The following is a 17,385-nucleotide window of genomic DNA, read 5'->3' as shown; positions in this document are numbered from 1 at the left end:
GAAAGGCATGCTACAAGTTCCAGTGTTTTCCAGCAATCCCCCGTCTTCGGGATTGTTGCTCAAGCAAACGATATCTACCGTGGCGCCTGGAGAGGAGGGCCGAATGGCCGAGGACCAGTCCCTGCTCGACCAGGTTTTCGACCGGCTGGCGGAGGACAACGTCCCGAACGAGGTGATGGACCTCGTGCTCGGGGCCTACGTCGGCGACGCCGCGCTCGATGCCGTCCTCAGCGGCGAGCCGGTCGACCTGCCGGAGCGCGACCCCGCCAACCGGCCGCGTCCGCAGCCGCTCTACCTGGAATCGGTCACCGTCGCGGGCTTTCGGGGCGTCGGCCCGCAACAGAGCCTGCGGCTGCAGCCCCACGCCGGCCTCACTCTGGTCATTGGGCGAAACGGCTCCGGCAAGTCGAGCTACGCGGAGGCCGTCGAGCTCGCCCTCACCGGCAACAGCGCCCGCTGGGCCGACCGCAATAGCGTCTTCAAGGACGGCTGGCGCAACCTGCACTGCGGGTCGCCCTGCGAGATCGAGGTGCTGCTCCGCGCCGAGGGCGCCAAGACCCCGATCCGCGTACGCCGAACGTGGCGTGACGACCACACGGAGGCCGACCAAGGGGTGAGTAACGTCCTGGCGGACGGGCGGCGGTACGCCGAGACGACGGAGCTCGGCTGGCAGCAGCCGCTCGACGTGTACCGGCCGTTCCTCACCGCCAGTGACCTGGGCCGGTTGGTCACCTCCACGCCCAGCGGGCTCTTCGACGCCCTGGCCCCCATCCTCGGCATCGACCCGGTCGTCGACGCCGACAAGCGGCTAATGCGGGTGCGCAAGGAGCTCAACGACCACATCACGTCAGTGAAGACGGCGCGCGAGTCGCTGCGTACCGCGCTCGCGGACATCGACGACGACCGGGCGCAAGCCGCAGCGGCGATCCTGGCGAAGCGGTCTCCCGACCACGACGCTCTCGACCGGCTGCTCGCCGACGCGGGCAGCGACACGAACGATCCCATCGCCGCCGCAGCCCGCCGCCTGGTCGCCGTCGCGCTGCCCGACCTCGGCTACGTCGGTGAACTCACCGACGAACTCGCGGCGGCGGCGAAACGGGTGTCAGAACTCGCCGCCACCCGCGCGGGCACCGCCGACCAGGCCGCCCAGCTCCTCCGGATGGCAGTCGGCTTCCACGAGGAACACGGCGACAGCCCCTGCCCGGTGTGCGGCACCGGAACTCTCGATACGGCCTGGCGCGCTGGAGCTACCAGCACCCTTGACCAGCTTCAGCGCGAGACGATGGCCGTCGATGAGGGGCACCGCCGGCTGCGGGACGCCAAGTCGCGGGTACGGCACCTGCTCGACCTCGACCGGCGGATGACTGCGGGCGACCTGGAGGCGCTGGCGGGCGTACTCGAGCAGCCGGAGGTAGTAGCGCGGTTCCGCGCCCTCGTGGGGGACTTCCGCGCGCCGACCACGGAGCTCACGGCTGAGGAGCTGGCGGCGCACCTCCGCGCCACCTATCCCCCGCTCTTCGAGGCGTTTCGCGGTCTGCAGGCCGTAGTTGCCGACTGGTTGCGGCAGCGCCACGACGCCTGGCGGGAGCACGCCGCCGCGCTACAGGACTGGCTCAACCGGGCGCGGGCCTCCGCGGAAGACGCCGCGAAGCTGAAGCGAGTCACCGCGGCTCGGGACTGGCTCAAGACGGCAACGGCCGAACTGCGGAATCAGCGGCTCGCGCCGTTCGCGCAGCGGTCACAGAAGATCTGGGACGAGCTTCGCCAGGAGAGCAACGTCGAGCTGAGCGGTATGCGGCTCGACGGCATGAACAACCGCCGCAAGATCTCCTTTCCGGTCACGGTCGACGGCACCGCCACCTCGGCGATGGCGGTCATGAGTCAGGGGGAACTCCAGGCCCTCGGGCTGGCGGTGTTCCTGCCCCGCGCCTGCGCCGACGACAGCCCGTTCCGGTTCGTCATCATTGACGACCCGGTGCAGAGCATGGACCCGTCGAAGGTCGACGGGCTGGCACAGGTGCTCGCCGGCCTGGCGGAGACCCGACAAGTCATCGTCTTCACCCACGACAACCGGCTGCCCGAGGCGGTACGCCGACTCCGCATCGAGGCCACCATCTGGGCGGTCACCCGACGCGACGAATCGGTGGTGGAGATCCGCAAGAACAGCGACCCGGTCGAGCGGTACCTCAGCGACGCCACCGCAATCCTGAAGGCCGATGGGCTGGCTGACAACACCCGCTATCCCCTGGTGTCCGGCTTCTGCCGCTCGGCCCTTGAGGCGGCGTGCCACGAACGCATCCGACGTGAGCGGATCGACCGCGGTGAGCGGCACGGCGACGTCGATGAACTCATCGAAAAGGCGCTGACCCTCAACCAGGTCATGGCCTTGGCCCTCTTCGGCGACATGCACCAGGGCGGCAAAGTGCTCGGCCGGCTAAACAGGTTTGGCGGGTGGGCCGGTGACGTGTTCCAGGCCTGTAAGCAGGGGGTGCACAAGCCCGGAATGTTCGATCTTGAGGCGCTTGTGCGGGACACCCGACGGCTCGCCGAGGAGCTGCGATGACGACCAGCGAGACGGCGATTAGGCCTGAGGACTGCCTCGACGCGGCGGACCAGCTGTTGACCAGCGTCGTGCGTGGCATGCGCGGTGCCTGGCCACGGGCGTGCGCCTGGCTGCTCCGGCTGGCACTGGAGACGGCGATGGACGACTACTGGCAGCGGGTCCATCCGGAGGTCGCCGGGATGCACGCTCGGTCTCCGCAGTTCCTGGTCCTCGACCGCTACGCTGGCCGACACATCGCTGCTCGGGCCGGCTATGCCTGGTCAGCGCTGTCCCGCGCCGGACACCACCACTGCTACGAGCTGGGCCTCACTACTGGGGAACTTTTGCGCCTGCGGGAGATGGTGGTGGCAGTGGCCAGCGAGCTCTCCGCCGAGCGGGTGCCGCGATCAGGAGGAAGCGTTGATGCCTCCTCCGGATGATTGCGCATCCATTCCAGATTCACGCTACCGGAAGTGGCTGGCAGGGCAGGAAGCCTGGTCCCGAGCAACCGCGTTACGCACGCCGGAGCGTCGATGCCGGCCTAGAGGGCGGAAGACGCCCCTCACAGGCAGTCTCCGCAATCACGGGCAAGCGAGCCGCATGCGTGTCCCCACGAACGCGAACATCGGTCCTACAGTGCACCCCATCAACGAGCACCACGGAGGTTGACGCGGTGGCGAAGCCGAACGAGCTGACCCAGGAGCAGGAATACCTAAGGCATGCGCTGAAGGTGCGTGAGCAGAAACGCGACCTGAGGTCTTCCCTGACCGTCAACGGCCACCGCGATTCGTCCAACCTTGCGGAGATCCTCGGCCCCCCAGACAGCCCAGCGGCGCTCGGCCGCATAGTCGGCCCGGATGACACCCTATACATCGGCCACTCCTCCATCAGAGATACCGATGGTGCGATGTTGGTCATCAACTGGAAACTTGACGCCGCCAAGCCGTTTTTCAACGCAAGCCCCCAGGATCCCCACGGCCTCATCAGTAAGCGAACCTTCGAGTTTGATGGGCACAACCTAGTCGACTTCGAGGAAACCGTCTTCGCCGCTTTGGCGCGGGAGATCGAGGCGCTCAATGGAAGTGCAGACGAGTCCCTTCAAAAGGGACCCGACGCGGCACTTCTTCGGGAGCTCAATCGCAAACGCTCGGGCGAGATGCGGGAGATCGTGCGCACCATCCAGGCTGCGCAGTACGACCTCATCACCGCGCCAATGGATCAGGTGCTCGTAATTCAGGGCGGTCCGGGCACCGGCAAGACTGCGATCTTGATGCACCGCGTCTCCTGGCTTCTCTTCAACAACCAGTCCCGTCTACCAGCTCACGACGTCCTCGTCGTAGGCCCTAACAAAACCTTCACTCGTTATATCAAGGGTCTATTGCCAAGCCTCGGAGACCACGACGTCAAACATCTATCGATTAACCGCCTAGCCCCTGGTGTCCCCGTTGGACGCACTGACACCCCTGACGCGGCCCGGCTTAAGGGCGAGGCTAGGATGTCCAAGCTGCTTCGGATATCTCTGGCCACCAGGATCAACCCCCCATCGCCGGCAATCCTCGGCACCGTCCGCGGCAACAACCGGCAAATTCGACTTGATCTTGATGAAGTCACTGAAGCATTTGACAGCACGCTCCGCCAGCAGGGTCCATACAACGTACGTCGTCGGTCCTTACGAGACCGGCTCAAGACGCTTGTCCAGCACGCAGACCGGCGACTTACGCCTGGCGCGCTCGGCAATGCGGCGGCCGAGCTTACTGATCGGATTTGGCCCCGACTCACGACCGTCGAACTACTCGGTGAGCTATTCGCCGCGCCTCATCGGCTGAAGACCGCAGCATCCGAGGACTTCAACGCCGAGGAGCTTGCGCTAATTCATCGCGACCCCCGCAAGGGTTCAGCGGACGAGACCTGGAGCGAGGCGGACCTTGCGCTGCTCGACGAAGCCGATGCCCTGCTCAACGGCATGCCGCAGCGCTACGGCCTCGTCGTGGTTGACGAAGCTCAGGACCTATCAGCGATGCAGCTGCGCTCTGTCGCGCGACGTTCAAGTAGTGGAGCGATCACCCTGGTAGGGGACATTGCACAATCCACCGGCCCCGCCGCTCGCGACGACTGGAACGATGTTCTTGCGCACCTTCCCCGTAAGCATCCTCATCAGATCGCACATCTCAAGTACGGGTACCGCGTCCCGCGTCAGGTGTATGAATTCGCATCGCCTCTATTAGCGACCGCTGCCCCTGGAGTTGACCAGCCTACCGTGGTGCGTGATGCACCCGCCGCTCCGCGCCGAACTCATGTCGCGCCGGATGGTCGCGCCGCTGTCACCGTTGAACTCGCTCAAGCACATGCCGGCAAGGGCCGCTTTGTCGGCATCGTTTGCGCCGAATCTTGTCGAGCAGAGCTGGAGCAAGAGCTCAAAGAGCAGGAGGTGGCGTGGATGGACGCCGACCAGGGCGACCTCGGTAGCTCCATCAACGTCGTAAGTCCCCGCGGCGCCAAGGGCCTCGAGTTCGACAGCGTCATCGTGGTTGAGCCTGCTCAAATCGTTCGTGAAGACCCGCGCGGCGAGCGTCTCCTTTACATCGCGCTGACGCGGACCACGAAGTTCCTCGACGTCGTCTACACGGACCCCAACGTGCCTCCCCTTGACCTGCCGAACCAGACACCGGTTGTTGAGCCAAGAGAGCGCGACGAATTGCCGGCTACCACGCCCGTCAACCGCCCCAAGCCGGCAGGGCCAGGACCGGCACGGGTGGACCCGCTCGTCGAGTCGATTGCCCAAATGCTCGCCCAGGAGTTCCAGAAGAGGGTCTATGGCACGGTGAACGAAGGCATCTACATGCAGGTCCTTCAGCGCGTTTCTGAACTCCTTCCGAAGGAGACCGAGGGGAATCAGCCGGGATGAGTGCCGTAAAGAGTGCGGCCGGGCACATGCGCCGGTTGCCACAGGCCAGGGGAAGCGTGCTACAGCGCGAGCCGGTTAGGTTCACGGCGTGACTGATCTTGCGTGGGGAGTCTACGAGCACCTCATCACCCAGCAGCTAACCAACCGGCTCCAGAACGTCGACCCCTCCCTGGTCCAGCACGCAAAGCTCGATCCAGCCGACGCTCACGACGTACTCGCCCGGCACATCGCGGCCCTCGCGCGCCGAGCGCTGCTCGCCGTCGGTGGCGGCGACGACAAGCTTGCCCGCCAGATCGAGCTGACGAATCGCATCGCCGATGGGATCGCCCAGGTCGAGCCTCGCGCCGTTGGCGTCGACGACCAGGTCGCCGACGCGCAGCGCCTGCTGCACGCCATCGCTGCCCCACCGACTCCGCCCGCCGCGCCGACCTTTCCTTTACGCCCCACCACCCCGCTTTCCACCGGCGCGCTGCTGGTCAACGGCCGCCACCAGCCGCGCATCGGCCACGAGGTCACCCACGAAATGGCCTCCGCCGAGCAGGTCGACCTCCTTTGTGCGTTCATTAAGTGGCAGGGCCTGCGCATCATCGAGCCCGCCATCCGCGAGCTGATCGCGCGCGGCGGTCGGCTGCGGGTCATCACCACGACCTACATGGGCGCGACAGACCAGCGGGCCCTCGACCGGCTCGCCGAGCTCGGCGCCAACATCAAGGTCTCCTACGAGACCAGGACCACCCGCCTGCACGCCAAGGCGTGGCTGTTCCGCCGCAACAACGGCACCACCACTGCATACGTCGGCTCGTCGAACCTCTCGAAGTCAGCACTGGTCGATGGCGTGGAGTGGAACGTCCGCATCTCCAACCTTGAGCAGCCGCACGTGATCGACACCTTCGAGGCGACGTTTACCGACTACTGGAACGACTCGACCTTCGAGGCGTACGACCCGGCGAACGACGCCGACCGGCTGCGTGTCGCGCTGCGCGGCGAGCGCCTCGACGAGGCACCGTCCGAATTCGCAAACCTGGACGTCCGGCCGTTCCCGTACCAGCAGGAGATCCTCGACGACCTCGACGCCGAGCGGCTGATACACGGCCGCTGGCGGAACCTGGTGGTAATGGCGACCGGCACCGGCAAGACCGTGGTAGCCGCGTTGGACTACCGGCGGCTCCGCAAGGCCGGCCACGTCGACTCGCTGCTGTTCGTAGCCCATCAGGAGCAGATCCTGCGGCAGAGCCGCTCGGTATTCCGGCAGGTCATGGGGGACGGCAGCTTCGGCGAATCTCTCGTCGGTGGCGATCGACCCAAGGACTGGAAGTACGTATTCGCCTCGATCCAGTCACTACACCGGCAAGAGATCGACCCCGAGGCGTACGACATGGTGATCGTCGACGAGTTCCACCACGCCGAGGCGCCCACGTACGCCCGGCTGCTGGAACGGCTGCGACCCCGCGTACTGCTGGGGCTGACCGCAACCCCCGATCGCAGCGACGGCGGCGATGTGCGCCGGTGGTTCGACGGCCGCGCCTCGGTGGAGCTGCACCTGTGGGAGGCGTTGGAGCGGCAACTGCTGGCGCCGTTCCAGTATTTCGGGCTGCACGACGACGTCGATCTGTCGCAGCTGCGCTGGAAGCGCGGGCAGGGGTACGACCCGGCCGAGCTCGACGGCGTCTACACCGGCAACCACGCCCGAGCGCGGATGATCCTGCGGGCAGTTCGGGACACCGCCGACGTCCCCCGGATGCGGGCGCTTGGGTTTTGCGTGAGCATCGGGCACGCCGAATTCATGGCCAACTGGTTCACCGAGCACGGCATACCGTCGGCGGCGGTAACCTCGCGAATCGACCCCGCCGGGCGGCAAGCGCTGCTGACCGCGTTCCGCAACCGTGAGCTGCGGGTCCTGTTCACCGTCGACCTGTTCAACGAGGGCGTCGACCTGCCGATGGTCGACACGATCCTCATGCTGCGACCCACCGAGAGCGCCACGATCTTCCTGCAGCAGCTCGGCCGCGGCCTGCGCCTCGACGACGACAAGCCCTGCCTGACCGTCCTCGACTTCATCGGCGGACAGAACGCCAACTTCCGGTTCGACCTGCGCTGGCGGGCGCTGACCGGGGTCAGCCGGCGGGCCGTCGAGGCCGCCGTCCGTGATGACTTCCCGTCGCTGCCGAGTGGCTGCCACGTTGAGCTGGACCGGGTGGCGAAGGAGGTCGTGCTCGCCAACCTGAAGTCGGCGCTGCCGACCTCGAAGAACGGCCTGGTGGCAGAGCTGCGGCAGCTCGGTGATGTGAGCCTGGCCGAGTTCCTGCACGAGACCGGCCTGGACATCGAAGACGTCTACCGGTCGGCAAGTGTCGGCGGGTGGGCGGGGCTACGGCGCCTTGCGGGGATCGATAGCTCGACCGGGGGGCAGGACGACCGCGAGCTCGGCCGCGCCATCGGGCGGATGCTGCACATCGACGACGCCGACCGGCTCAGCCTCCTCGCTCGGGTCGTGAGCGGCGAGCGGTCCGGCGGTGGGCGGCTACTCGACATGCTGCATTTCAGCCTGTGGGGGCCGTCGGTGCCGCTCACCGAGCGCGACGCGCGGCTGAAGCGGCTCTGGGCGGAGCCGGCGCGCTGCGCGGAGCTGCGCCAGGTCGTCGAGGTGCTGCGGGAACGCATCCATCGGGTGACGGTGGATCCGTCTTCCGAGCGGGTGCCGCTGCGGGTGCACGCACGCTACAGCCGCAACGAGGCCTGCGCGGCGTTCGGGATGGCGAACCCGGGATCGCTTCGCGAGGGGGTGAAGTGGCTGCCCGATGAGCAGGCCGACCTCTTCTTCGTCACCTTGGTCAAGTCTGAGGAGCATTACTCCCCCACGACGATGTACGCCGACCGGGCCATCACCGACAGCCTGTTCCAGTGGGAGTCGCAGAGCACCACGTCGTCGGCGTCGGCGACCGGGCAGCGCTACATCAACCACGTCAAGGGCGGATCGACAGTTCACCTGTTCGTGCGGGAGTCCAAGGTCGCCGACCGTGACCTGGGCGCGCCGCCGTATCTGTACGCCGGGCCGATGACGTACCAGGAACACAGCGGCGACCGCCCGATGCGGATCCTCTGGCGGCTGCAGCATGCGCTTCCCGCCGACATGTATGCCGCCGCGCGGGCGATCGCCGCGTGATGCCGACGAGGGGGCGCGGCAACCGGATGACATTCGGCCGAGAGGGCGAGAAGCGCCTCACTGCCTGGATGGCCGAGCACGCCCGGGTTGTATGGACCGTGACGGACCAGCCATGGAAGCTTGAGGAGGAGTTGATCCGGTCGTGCGTGTTGCCGCTCAACCTCGACCAGAACCGTCATGGCACGTTCCACAGCCAGCTCTCCGGGCTCCGCGCCACTCAACGGGCACACGCTCGGTTGCTACCAGTGGAGCGTTGACCGCGCGGCCGTACCGCAGCGACCTGCGCCAAACTCCGGTAGGCACGACGTCAGCCGCTTAGAACGGACCCGGCATTCCACAGGCTGGTGGCCGCCGACACGTGGTCGGCGGCCACCAGTGTTCAAGCGGCGATTAGCTACTGAACGGCCACCCGCTGCTTGTTGTAGTTCTTGCCATGACCTTCCGGCTTGTAGTTGCCTTCGACGTTGCCGGCGATGTCGATCGAGAACCAGTTCACGAACGTGTCGCTGTTCACCGTGATGCTCTGAATCCCCTCACGCATCCCAGCGAGGGCCAGCTTCGGCGAGCTGTACGTCGGCCGGCTCCCATCAAGCGTGTAATACACGTTCGCCGGCTCACTCGTGCTGAAGGTAAAGGCCGTAGCCCCCGGCTCCCGCTTGACGACCTCGAGCGACGACCGAGGCTGGCTCTTGTCGGTCGCGTACGCCCGGGCCACTTCGAGGATGCCAACGTTGCCGTTGGCGAACTCCATCGCCTCCTCGTGCCCCTCGGCGAACGGCGGCTGGAACCCGACCGCGGTGAACCGCCCGGTCGCCGGGTCGTAGATGTCCGCGCCGACCTCGAAGTCCCAGCCGATGATGCCCCGGTTGTACCAGTGCTCGTCGGCGCTGTTGCCGGCCGCCGAGTACAGCACGTCGGTCACCGGTCCGGTGCGGCCCGGCCAGATGGCGGTGCCCCGGTATTCCTGCACGCGGGAGAGGATGTAATCCGAGGAGGTCCAGAAGTACGCCTCGGTGCCCTGGTCCACCCGGGGCAGCACCTCGCGTCCCTCGGCTTTGTACGCCCCCGGCGGCCACATGAAGTACCCGCCGTAGGAGTGGGTGTTCATCGAGAGCTTGATGTTGGGGAAGGTGTCGACCAGCCAGACCTCGTTGCGTGCCTCCGGCTCGGAGAGCTCGTTCGGCCCGGCGAACGTGTCGCTGGCGCAGTTGGTGGCGGAGGCACCGACGTAGCCGTCGAAGACGGAGCCGACCGAGAAGTTCCGGTTGACGTCGACGCCCCAGGCGTTGCGGCGGCCCGGGTCGGCGTTGGCCGCCGGGCAGTAGTTGGTCATGTTCCGCCGCTGCATGTTGTAGTCGTACATGCTGTAGTGCGCGCCGTCGGGGTTGACGACCGGCAGGATGAAGATGTCCAGGCCGTCGACGATCTTGCGGGTGTTCGGGTCCTTGGCGTAGTTGCGCAGCAGCCGTTCGGCCGACTCCACGCAGACCAGCGGGGTCACCCACTCCCGGGCGTGCTCCTGGCAGTAGAGGAAGACGCCGACCTTCGAGCCGTCGCGGTGCTTGCCGATGCGCAGCACCTTCATCTGGAAGGGTTCGCGGGACACGCTCGCCGGCGCCTTCAGGTTGTCGGTCAGCGTGGTCGCCGGGGCGACGGCCACCACGCCCGTGCCGGCGTTGCCCCGGTACGTGCTGGCGGTGAGCAGTCTGGCCGCGTCGGTGTTGCCGTTGATCGCGGCGACGACCTGCGCCGCCGTGCTGGTGGTCGCGCCGGAGCCGTCGGTAGCAAGGCGGACCGTGACGGCCCTGCCGGACACGCTCACGCTCAGGGGCGCGTTCGCCGTGGCCGGGTCGACAAGCGACACGGTGATGCCGTTGCCGCCCTCGGAGCCGTACGCCGTCGAGGTGACGTAGAGGGTGCTGGCCGCGGCGGTGCCGAACTGGGCCTGCGCCTTGCGCCGGTAGCCGTTCGTCTTGTACGGCAGGTCGATCAGCTCGGTCAGCGTCGGGAACTCGGCGGCCAGGCCGGTGAACCGTGCGGTGACCTCGGTCGGGTCCATGTAGTGGTCGACGAAGTCGGACACGTACGGATGCTTGCCGGGGTTCTTGCGCGGGCTGCCCAGCCACTTGGTGACGTCGACCGTCGCCGAGCCGCCCTTGCTGCTGGTGATGGTGGCCCGGGTCGGCTTCGCGGTGATGGGGACCGGGTTGCTGAACCGGTGGTACATGTACTGGCCGGCGTCGGTGAACCGGGACATCGTGGCGGTGCCGCCGGAGCCGATCTCGGTGCCGGGTCCGCTGTCCCAGCTGGCCGTCAGCACGGTCGTCGAGTCGGTGCCGGCACTCGACTTCACCTCGACGTTGAGGAAGAGCTGGTTGTCGAGGCTGGTGAACCATTCGGCCCGCAGCACGGTCAGGGTGTCGGTGGCGGCGGTCGCCGCCGTCGCGGCCCGGATGGCGGCGGACCGGTCGGCCATGTTCTGCGCGTAGTCGCTCTGGTCGGAGATGGCGTCCTGCACGTCGAAGCCCTTGTCCCGCAGCTCCTGGCTCTCCTGCGGGCTGAGGATCGCGTGTACCTCGATGCCGTTGTCGACGGGCTTGACGTACTCGGCGAGGTCGACGCCGAGTTGCTGGAGGCGGTCGATGCCCGACTTGTCGGCGACGACGATGCGCATCAGGCCGACGCCGTTCTGTCCGCCGGTCGACGACCGGTCGGGGGCCACGGCACTGTCCGTGCTTGTACTGGCGAGGCCGGGGGTGCTGACGGCGAGCGCCAGCGGTAGGGCGATCAGGGCCAGGAATCGGCGCGGGCGGTTGGATCTTCCTGTACTCCTCATGAGAGTCCTTCCGGCGAGGCGATCCAGAAGGCCGCGCAGTCGAGGCGTCGGGGTAGGTCACCCCCGGCTGCCGCAGCTACACACAGCGTCGTCGCCGTCTCACCATCAGTCAAGATCTATGTGGCCGGTACGCACCCGGGTTTCGTCACCGGGGAGCCTTAGCCGCACACGCCGGCGGCCATCACGTCCGCACACGCCGGCGGTCAACACGTCACGAGGTCTCCGCTGGGCAGGGGCGTCCAGCGCCGACGCTGGGACAGCTCGGGTATCAGCCAGTGAGGGTCAACGCCACCGGCAGGCCCTGCGTCACCTCCAGGACGGCCCGCTCCCCCAGTGGTCGCGACAGCTCGACGGTGGTGCTGCGCGGTGCTCCGATGTCCGGGCATGCCTCGCCCTTGGCGTGCCGGTACTCGATGACGATCACGACGACCGCCAGCTCCGACTCGGCCGCTTCGGCGCTGTAGTCGGCCCCGCACGGCTTGCTGTACGGACCGGGCGCGCCGGTGAAGGAGACGGTCAGTTCGCTGCTTGCGGTCGTGGTGGTCGCTGACGCGATCGCCAGCCCCTCGTGTGGGTGGTCGGCGTCCCAGGGCGGTGGGGTCACCCGGACGATGGCCGAGGGATCCACCGCCACCCGCACCAGCCGCACGGCCGTTCCGGCGAGGGTGTACTCCCACGCCGGGGCGGTCGCGAGGCCGCGGGTGGTCGGGACCGTCATCGTGGTCAGGCGGGCCCCGGTGAGCGTGAGCGGCGCGCAGCCGGAACAGTCGCCCGTCCCCGCGGCGCGCAGCTGCGCCAGCGCCCCGTCCGCGGAGATCAATGGCACGTCGTGACGGGTGCCGTCGGCCCAGACGATGGCGCCGGCCCGCTCCGGGGCCTCGGGCAGCGTCGTGGCGGCCTCGACGCGGCCGGCCGACAGGGCCTCCTTGCCGGACCCGTTCGCCGGCTCCCAGTCGCCGAGTTGGCCGGTCAGCTCCCCCACCGGAACGAAGGGGGCGCCTCCGGCGGCGCGAAACGCCTGGTCGTACCGGGTCAGGGCGTCGCCTGCCTGCTGGCGCAGCCCGTCGAGCGGATCGACGGCGGGGCTGTTCCCGGCGGAGCCACAACTGACGAGCAGGGCCGCGACGGTGATCCACGGCAGCGCCCGGTACCGATGCATGCTCACTGCCTCCACCTCCTTGAGACGCCCGCACGCCGGTCCGGGTTGCGCCTCACCGGCGTCGACCCGATGGGGAAACCCGTACGGCCGGTCCCGCGCCGCCCGAGCCGACCGCTACGCCTCCCCGGTTCCGGCCGGCTCCGGCGCGGCGTGCCGCCCCCTGGCGGGCCGCTCGTCACCGTGGCCCGGCCACCACGCCTTGTGCCCGATCAGCGCCGTCAACGCCGGCACGAAAAACATCGACATGACGAACGCCGACAGCACGATCCCGATCGCCACCGCGAACCCCATCTGCTGCAGGAACGAGATCGGCGCGAGCATCAGCACCCCGAAGGTCCCGGCCAGGATCAGGCCGGCCGCGGCCACGGTCGGCCCGGCGTGCTCCACCCCGATGGCCGCCGCCTCATGCGGCTCGTTCCCTTCCCGCGCCTCCTCCCGCAGCCGCGCGATCATCAGGATGTTGTAGTCCGTCCCGATCGCCACCACGAACAGGTACAGGATGATCGGCAGCTGGAAGGTCACGCCCGGGTTGTCCTGCAACCCCTGGAAGACGTAGACCGTCGCGCCCAGCGTCGCCGCGAAGTTGAGCAGCACCGCGATCACCAGGTAGATCGGCGCGACCAGGCTGCGCAGCAGCAGCGCGAGGATCAGCGCGATCAGCCCCGCCGCCACCGGCAGGATCACCGACAGGTCGCGGTTGTTCGCCGAGTTGATGTCCGCGAAGATCGCCGTGGTCCCGCCGACCAGCGCCTTGGTGCCCGGCGGCGCCGCCGCGTGCACGGCGTCCCGCAGATCCTCCCGGACGAGCGTGATCGCCTCGTTGGACACCGGATTCTCGCTCAGCAGCAGGTTGACCCGGGCCACGCTCGGATCGGTGCTGCGCTCCGGCGGCTGCGCCTGGCCCACGCCGGGCGCCTTCGCCACGGCCGCCGCGAAGTCGGTGACCTGCTGCTCGCTCAGCGGCGTCCCGTTACCCGTGGTCAGGTAGACCTCGGTGGGGGCGAGGGCGCCCGCCGCGAACCCGCGCTGCAGGTCCTTGGCGGCCTTGGCCGACTCCGTGTCCTGCGGGAAGCCGGCACTGAAGTCGTAGTCGGCCTTGTAGCTGAGCACGCCCGCGGCGAGCGCCACCAGCACGATGCCCGAGGCCACCGCGACGAGCGCGGGGCGGCGGCCGACGGTGGTGCCGAGGCGACGCGACAGGGTGGCCTTCGGGGCGCGCTGCCAGGCCTTGGACGGCCAGAAGACGTACCGGCCGAGCAGCGAGACGACCGCCGGGATGAGGGTGAGCGAGGTGATCAGCATGACGGCGACGGCGATGGCGAGCGCCGGCCCGAGCGAGCCGAAGAAGCCCAGCGAGGCCAGCAGCAGCACGAGGAACGCGACGATGACGGCTCCCGCGGCCGAGGTGATGACCTCGCCGACCCGCTGGACGGAAACGATCATCGCGGTGCGCTTGTCGTCGCCGGCGCGCAGCCGCTCGCGGTAGCGGAAGAGCAGGAACAGGATGTAGTCGGTGCCGATGCCGAACAGCACGATGAGCAGGATCGTCTGCAGGTCCTGGCTGACGTTCAGATCGAACGCCTTGCCCGCGGCGGCGACGAGCCCGGTCGTGATGGTCAGGACGGCGCTGACGACCACGACGGGCAGCAGTGCGGCGATCGGGCTGCGGAAGATGATCAAGATCAGTCCGATGATCAGGATGATCGTCGCGACGCCGACCACGGCGAAGGCGCTGTTGAAGGTGTCCTCGTTGTCGACGAAGCTGGCCACGTCGCCGGCCACGCCCGCGGTCAGCCCGCTGCCGGCCAGCTCGGGGCCGAGGTCGGCCCGCAGGTCGCGTACGGCGTCGAGCAGCGCCGGGTCGTCGGGGGTGGTGGCGTCGAGCCCGACGTTGATCACCTGCACCGACCGGTCCGGCGCCACCGCCGGCGGGCCGGTCAGGTAGCCGGACGTCCGCGGGATGTTCCTGGCCTTGAGCGACTGGGCGAGCTGACCCACCTTCGCCTCGTCGGCGGCTGTGAGTTTCTGCCCGTCGGCGCGCTTGACCACGATGGTCGCCGTGGCGGTGGCCTGCTGCGGGAACGCCTTCTGCCCGAGTTCCGTGGCCTGCACGGACTCGTATGAGCGGGGCAGGAAGCTCTCCTGGTCGGCGGAGGTGATGTCGCTCAGCGACGGCGTGGTGAGGATGATGGCGGCGGCCGCCACCACCCAGCCGGCGATGACCCACCACGCCTTGCCGACGACGAATCTGCCCAGCCGCTCGAACATGCTTCCCCCGGATCGTTCGGCTCACCTGTTGTCGGGAGCCCAGAGCGTCCGTGGGCCCGCCCGTCACCGTGACGGCAGCCTTCGCTACCCGCCGTGGATCGTACCGTCGGGGTGCAATCCTTTTCGGACGCCGCTCCGCCGCAGCGGGCCCCTAACGGGCTTGCGTCAGGGGCAGCGTGGCCAGCAGGCCGGCGAGATGGTCCTGCATGCGTTCCAGCGGCCCGTCGGCACTGTGCAGTCCCTGGTGAAGGTCGCGGAGCACCTCGTCGGAACCGTTCGTGAAGGCCAGGATCTCGGCGAGGGAGAGCTGGTGGTTGAAGATCTCCGCCTCGTTCCGCCAGTCGTGGAGCATGCTGGACAACCCTTCGTCGCGCCGGGGCGACAGCACGGCCGACGACAGCGCCGCGTTCACCGCCGACAGGCTCATCCGCGGGTAGACCTGCCGGCGCACCGGCTGCGCAGCGCCAACCGCGAAGGGCGGGGAAGCCAGGATCTTCCGGTTGTCCCGCAGCTCGTCCGCGATGGCCTGGAGGGCCTCCGCGCGCCGCTCCCGGCCGGCCGCCCAGCGCTCGGCGACGATGCCGGTGATGCCGCCGAGCAGGCCCAGGACCTGCACCGTCGGCTCGAAGCTCGACGTGCCGGAGGAGCGGCTCCACCAGACGGCGCTGACGACGAAGGCCACCGCCAGGCTGCCGGCGGTGACCAGCATGATCCAGGTGCGGGGCGCGGTCACCCACGACGGCAGGCGCGCCGGGCGCGGCCGCCGCCCCGGTGCGCTCGTCATGTGCCGGGGCGGCGGAAGACGTCCCGGGCGGCCGTGTCGTGGCCGTTGCCGGCGTCGGTGCTCGACAGGAGCATGAGGTCCATGCCGAACCGGCGAGCCCTCTCGTACGCCTGGAACTGGGTGAACGCCTCGCTCTCCACGAAGAGGCCGGCCTTGGCCAGCGCGGCCGCCAGGGCCTTGAGCTGGTATTTCCGGGTGATCAGGAGGCGGATGGTGTCGCCGCTCGGGAAGTGGACCTCGCTGCGGTTCGGGAGCACGATCTTCAGGTCGTCGGCGGACTGGTTGCAGTAGATCACCTTGATCACCAGCGAGCGCCCCTCCTCGACCACCCCCTCGAAGCGGACGTGGTTCATGTTCACCGAGAGGTCGGTGTTCTGGCGCAGAGCGCTGATGACGAACTCGCGGAACACCCAGCTGGTCTCGTACTCGCGGGCGGCCTGCTGCGCCATGCGGTCGTCGAGGTGGGACGCGGTGGCGACCTCCACAAGCAGCCGGTCCTGCGGGCGGAGCAGTTGCCTGCTCAGCCGCTCGACCAGGTCGACGTCCTCGTCGAAATTGGCCATCGTGTTGCCGAGCAGGGAGAACAGCACCGGCTCGTCCCCAATGAGCCGGTCCCGCAGCTCGTTCAGCTCGGTCACGTTCTCCTCGACCGAGAAGTCGAGTTGCACCGGCAGCAATTGGTTGCGGAACTGCCGGAAGAAGGGCAGGGACTGTATCGGCTTCAGACCCAGGCGCAGCATTTCCGCGCTCATGTCGACGGGCACGTAGTACATTTCCGGGTTCGCCCGCTGGAGGTCGGCCAGCACCACGGCGTCCTTCTCTCCCGTGCCGGGGCCAAGGCTGACGTAGTGGTAGGGCCGGTCGTTGTGCCGGGAGTGCAGGTTCCGCCAGCGCCGGCTGAACGTCTCGATTCCGTCCCGCATGACCGGATAATTGGGATCGGTGCAGGCCCGCTGCCAGTTGACCGCCGGCTCGATTCCCCAATAGGAATAGCCGGACACGATCCGCTTCTCGTCACCGGTGGCGGAGAACGGACGCTGCAACTCGGCGGCCAGTTCGTTGAGCTTCCGGGACTGGTCCTCACCGACCAGGCACAGCGACCACGAGAACTCGGTTTCCGAGATGACTTTTTCTAGCCTGCGCAGAAGCTTCAACTGTTCCCTGGCCTGCTGATCCATCTGTGCCATCCCCCGAGCGAGGTCGGACCGGTCCCCCATGCTCCGCCCGACAACCTTAACAGCGACAATGTCTCCTCAGTGGACCGCGAACCGGGCGGTGACGGGTCGCCGAATCCACCACGGCCGGGGTCGGAAGCGCCTAGCCTGGCCGGAGAGGCACAAGGGAGAAATCGTGGCGAACGCGGTCTGGGACGCCCTCGACGGGGTCCGCGAGGTCGAGATCACCGTGACCGGCCGGCGGACCGGCCGGCAGATCACCCACCCGGTGTGGTTCGTGCTCGACGAGGACAGCGTGTACCTCGTCCCGGTGACCGGCTCGGACAGCCAGTGGTACAAGAACGTCCGGCAGACCCCGATGATCGAGGTGTCCGCGAACGGGACGGCACTGAGTTCGAGTGCCACCCCGATCACCGAGGCCGACCGGGTGAACCACGTGGTGGAGCTGTTCAAAGCCAAGTACGGCGCCGACACGGTGGAGCGCTCCTACCCGAAGCACGACGTGGCGGTCCAGGTCCCGCTCGGGTAGCCAGAGCCTCCCCGGCGATCCTTC

The 17,385-nt window shown here is 68.2% G+C and carries 11 protein-coding genes; 6 read left to right on the top strand and 5 right to left on the bottom strand.

Features of this window, described 5'->3' with window-relative positions; all coding sequences use genetic code 11:
• Window positions 1-103: 103 nt before the first annotated feature.
• The 5 genes from ACZ6PY_RS28525 to ACZ6PY_RS28505 all read left to right on the top strand — a co-directional run bounded on the left by ACZ6PY_RS28525 (window position 104) and on the right by ACZ6PY_RS28505 (window position 8,867).
• Window positions 104-2,563: an AAA family ATPase gene (locus ACZ6PY_RS28525; protein ID WP_466077726.1), complete on the top strand. Its 2,460-nt coding sequence runs from the start codon at window positions 104-106 to the stop codon at window positions 2,561-2,563.
• Complete coding sequence (locus ACZ6PY_RS28520) at window positions 2,560-2,982, top strand: hypothetical protein (protein WP_466077723.1); 423 nt, start codon at window positions 2,560-2,562, stop codon at window positions 2,980-2,982. The genes ACZ6PY_RS28525 and ACZ6PY_RS28520 overlap by 4 nt, the downstream gene beginning before the upstream one ends.
• Before the next feature lie 233 nt (window positions 2,983-3,215).
• Window positions 3,216-5,447, top strand: a complete 2,232-nt coding sequence (locus ACZ6PY_RS28515) for a HelD family protein (RefSeq protein WP_466077719.1) — start codon at window positions 3,216-3,218, stop codon at window positions 5,445-5,447.
• Window positions 5,448-5,535: 88 nt separating this feature from the next.
• Complete coding sequence (locus tag ACZ6PY_RS28510) at window positions 5,536-8,610, top strand: DEAD/DEAH box helicase (protein WP_466077716.1); 3,075 nt, start codon at window positions 5,536-5,538, stop codon at window positions 8,608-8,610.
• On the top strand, window positions 8,610-8,867 hold the full coding sequence (locus ACZ6PY_RS28505) for a GIY-YIG nuclease family protein (RefSeq protein ID WP_466078018.1): 258 nt from the start codon (window positions 8,610-8,612) through the stop codon (window positions 8,865-8,867). The genes ACZ6PY_RS28510 and ACZ6PY_RS28505 overlap by 1 nt, the downstream gene beginning before the upstream one ends.
• 137 nt (window positions 8,868-9,004) lie before the next feature.
• Here ACZ6PY_RS28505 and ACZ6PY_RS28500 read toward each other — a convergent pair whose 3' ends face one another.
• The 5 genes from ACZ6PY_RS28500 to ACZ6PY_RS28480 all read right to left on the bottom strand — a co-directional run bounded on the left by ACZ6PY_RS28500 (window position 9,005) and on the right by ACZ6PY_RS28480 (window position 16,844).
• Entirely contained in the window at window positions 9,005-11,446 is a 2,442-nt protein-coding gene (locus tag ACZ6PY_RS28500) for a M14 family zinc carboxypeptidase (RefSeq protein WP_466077713.1), read from the bottom strand.
• A 268-nt stretch (window positions 11,447-11,714) separates the two neighbouring features.
• A complete protein-coding gene (locus ACZ6PY_RS28495; RefSeq protein ID WP_466077711.1) occupies window positions 11,715-12,611 on the bottom strand; it encodes a hypothetical protein in 897 nt (298 codons plus the stop codon).
• A 108-nt stretch (window positions 12,612-12,719) separates the two neighbouring features.
• Window positions 12,720-14,873, bottom strand: a complete 2,154-nt coding sequence (locus ACZ6PY_RS28490) for an MMPL family transporter (RefSeq protein WP_466077708.1) — start codon at window positions 14,871-14,873, stop codon at window positions 12,720-12,722.
• 151 nt (window positions 14,874-15,024) lie between these two features.
• Window positions 15,025-15,606, bottom strand: coding sequence for a hypothetical protein (locus tag ACZ6PY_RS28485; protein ID WP_466077705.1), 582 nt, complete (start codon window positions 15,604-15,606; stop codon window positions 15,025-15,027).
• A gap of 47 nt (window positions 15,607-15,653) precedes the next feature.
• Window positions 15,654-16,844 carry an L-histidine N(alpha)-methyltransferase gene (locus ACZ6PY_RS28480; RefSeq protein WP_466077702.1) on the bottom strand — a complete coding sequence of 397 codons (1,191 nt, stop codon included), beginning with the start codon at window positions 16,842-16,844 and terminating at the stop codon, window positions 15,654-15,656.
• Window positions 16,845-17,007: 163 nt separating this feature from the next.
• On the opposite strand from ACZ6PY_RS28480, the gene ACZ6PY_RS28475 reads away from it, so the two are divergent.
• Window positions 17,008-17,361 (top strand): nitroreductase/quinone reductase family protein, encoded by a 354-nt coding sequence (locus ACZ6PY_RS28475; protein WP_466077700.1) that lies wholly within the window; start codon window positions 17,008-17,010, stop codon window positions 17,359-17,361.
• Window positions 17,362-17,385: the final 24 nt, after the last annotated feature.

It is taken from the genome of Micromonospora sp. NPDC048907 (genome assembly GCF_055586885.1).
This window is presented reverse-complemented; position numbering and strand designations above follow the sequence as displayed.

Excerpts from the sequence above, each read along its gene's own strand:
- ACZ6PY_RS28525 (WP_466077726.1), top strand. The coding sequence starts at position 104 with ATGGCCGAGGACCAGTCCCTGCTCGACCAGGTTTTCGACCGGCTGGCG.
- ACZ6PY_RS28520 (WP_466077723.1), top strand. The coding sequence starts at position 2,560 with ATGACGACCAGCGAGACGGCGATTAGGCCTGAGGACTGCCTCGACGCG.
- ACZ6PY_RS28505 (WP_466078018.1), top strand. The coding sequence starts at position 8,610 with ATGCCGACGAGGGGGCGCGGCAACCGGATGACATTCGGCCGAGAGGGC.
- ACZ6PY_RS28500 (WP_466077713.1), bottom strand. The coding sequence starts at position 11,446 with ATGAGGAGTACAGGAAGATCCAACCGCCCGCGCCGATTCCTGGCCCTG.
- ACZ6PY_RS28490 (WP_466077708.1), bottom strand. The coding sequence starts at position 14,873 with ATGTTCGAGCGGCTGGGCAGATTCGTCGTCGGCAAGGCGTGGTGGGTC.
- ACZ6PY_RS28480 (WP_466077702.1), bottom strand. The coding sequence starts at position 16,844 with ATGGCACAGATGGATCAGCAGGCCAGGGAACAGTTGAAGCTTCTGCGC.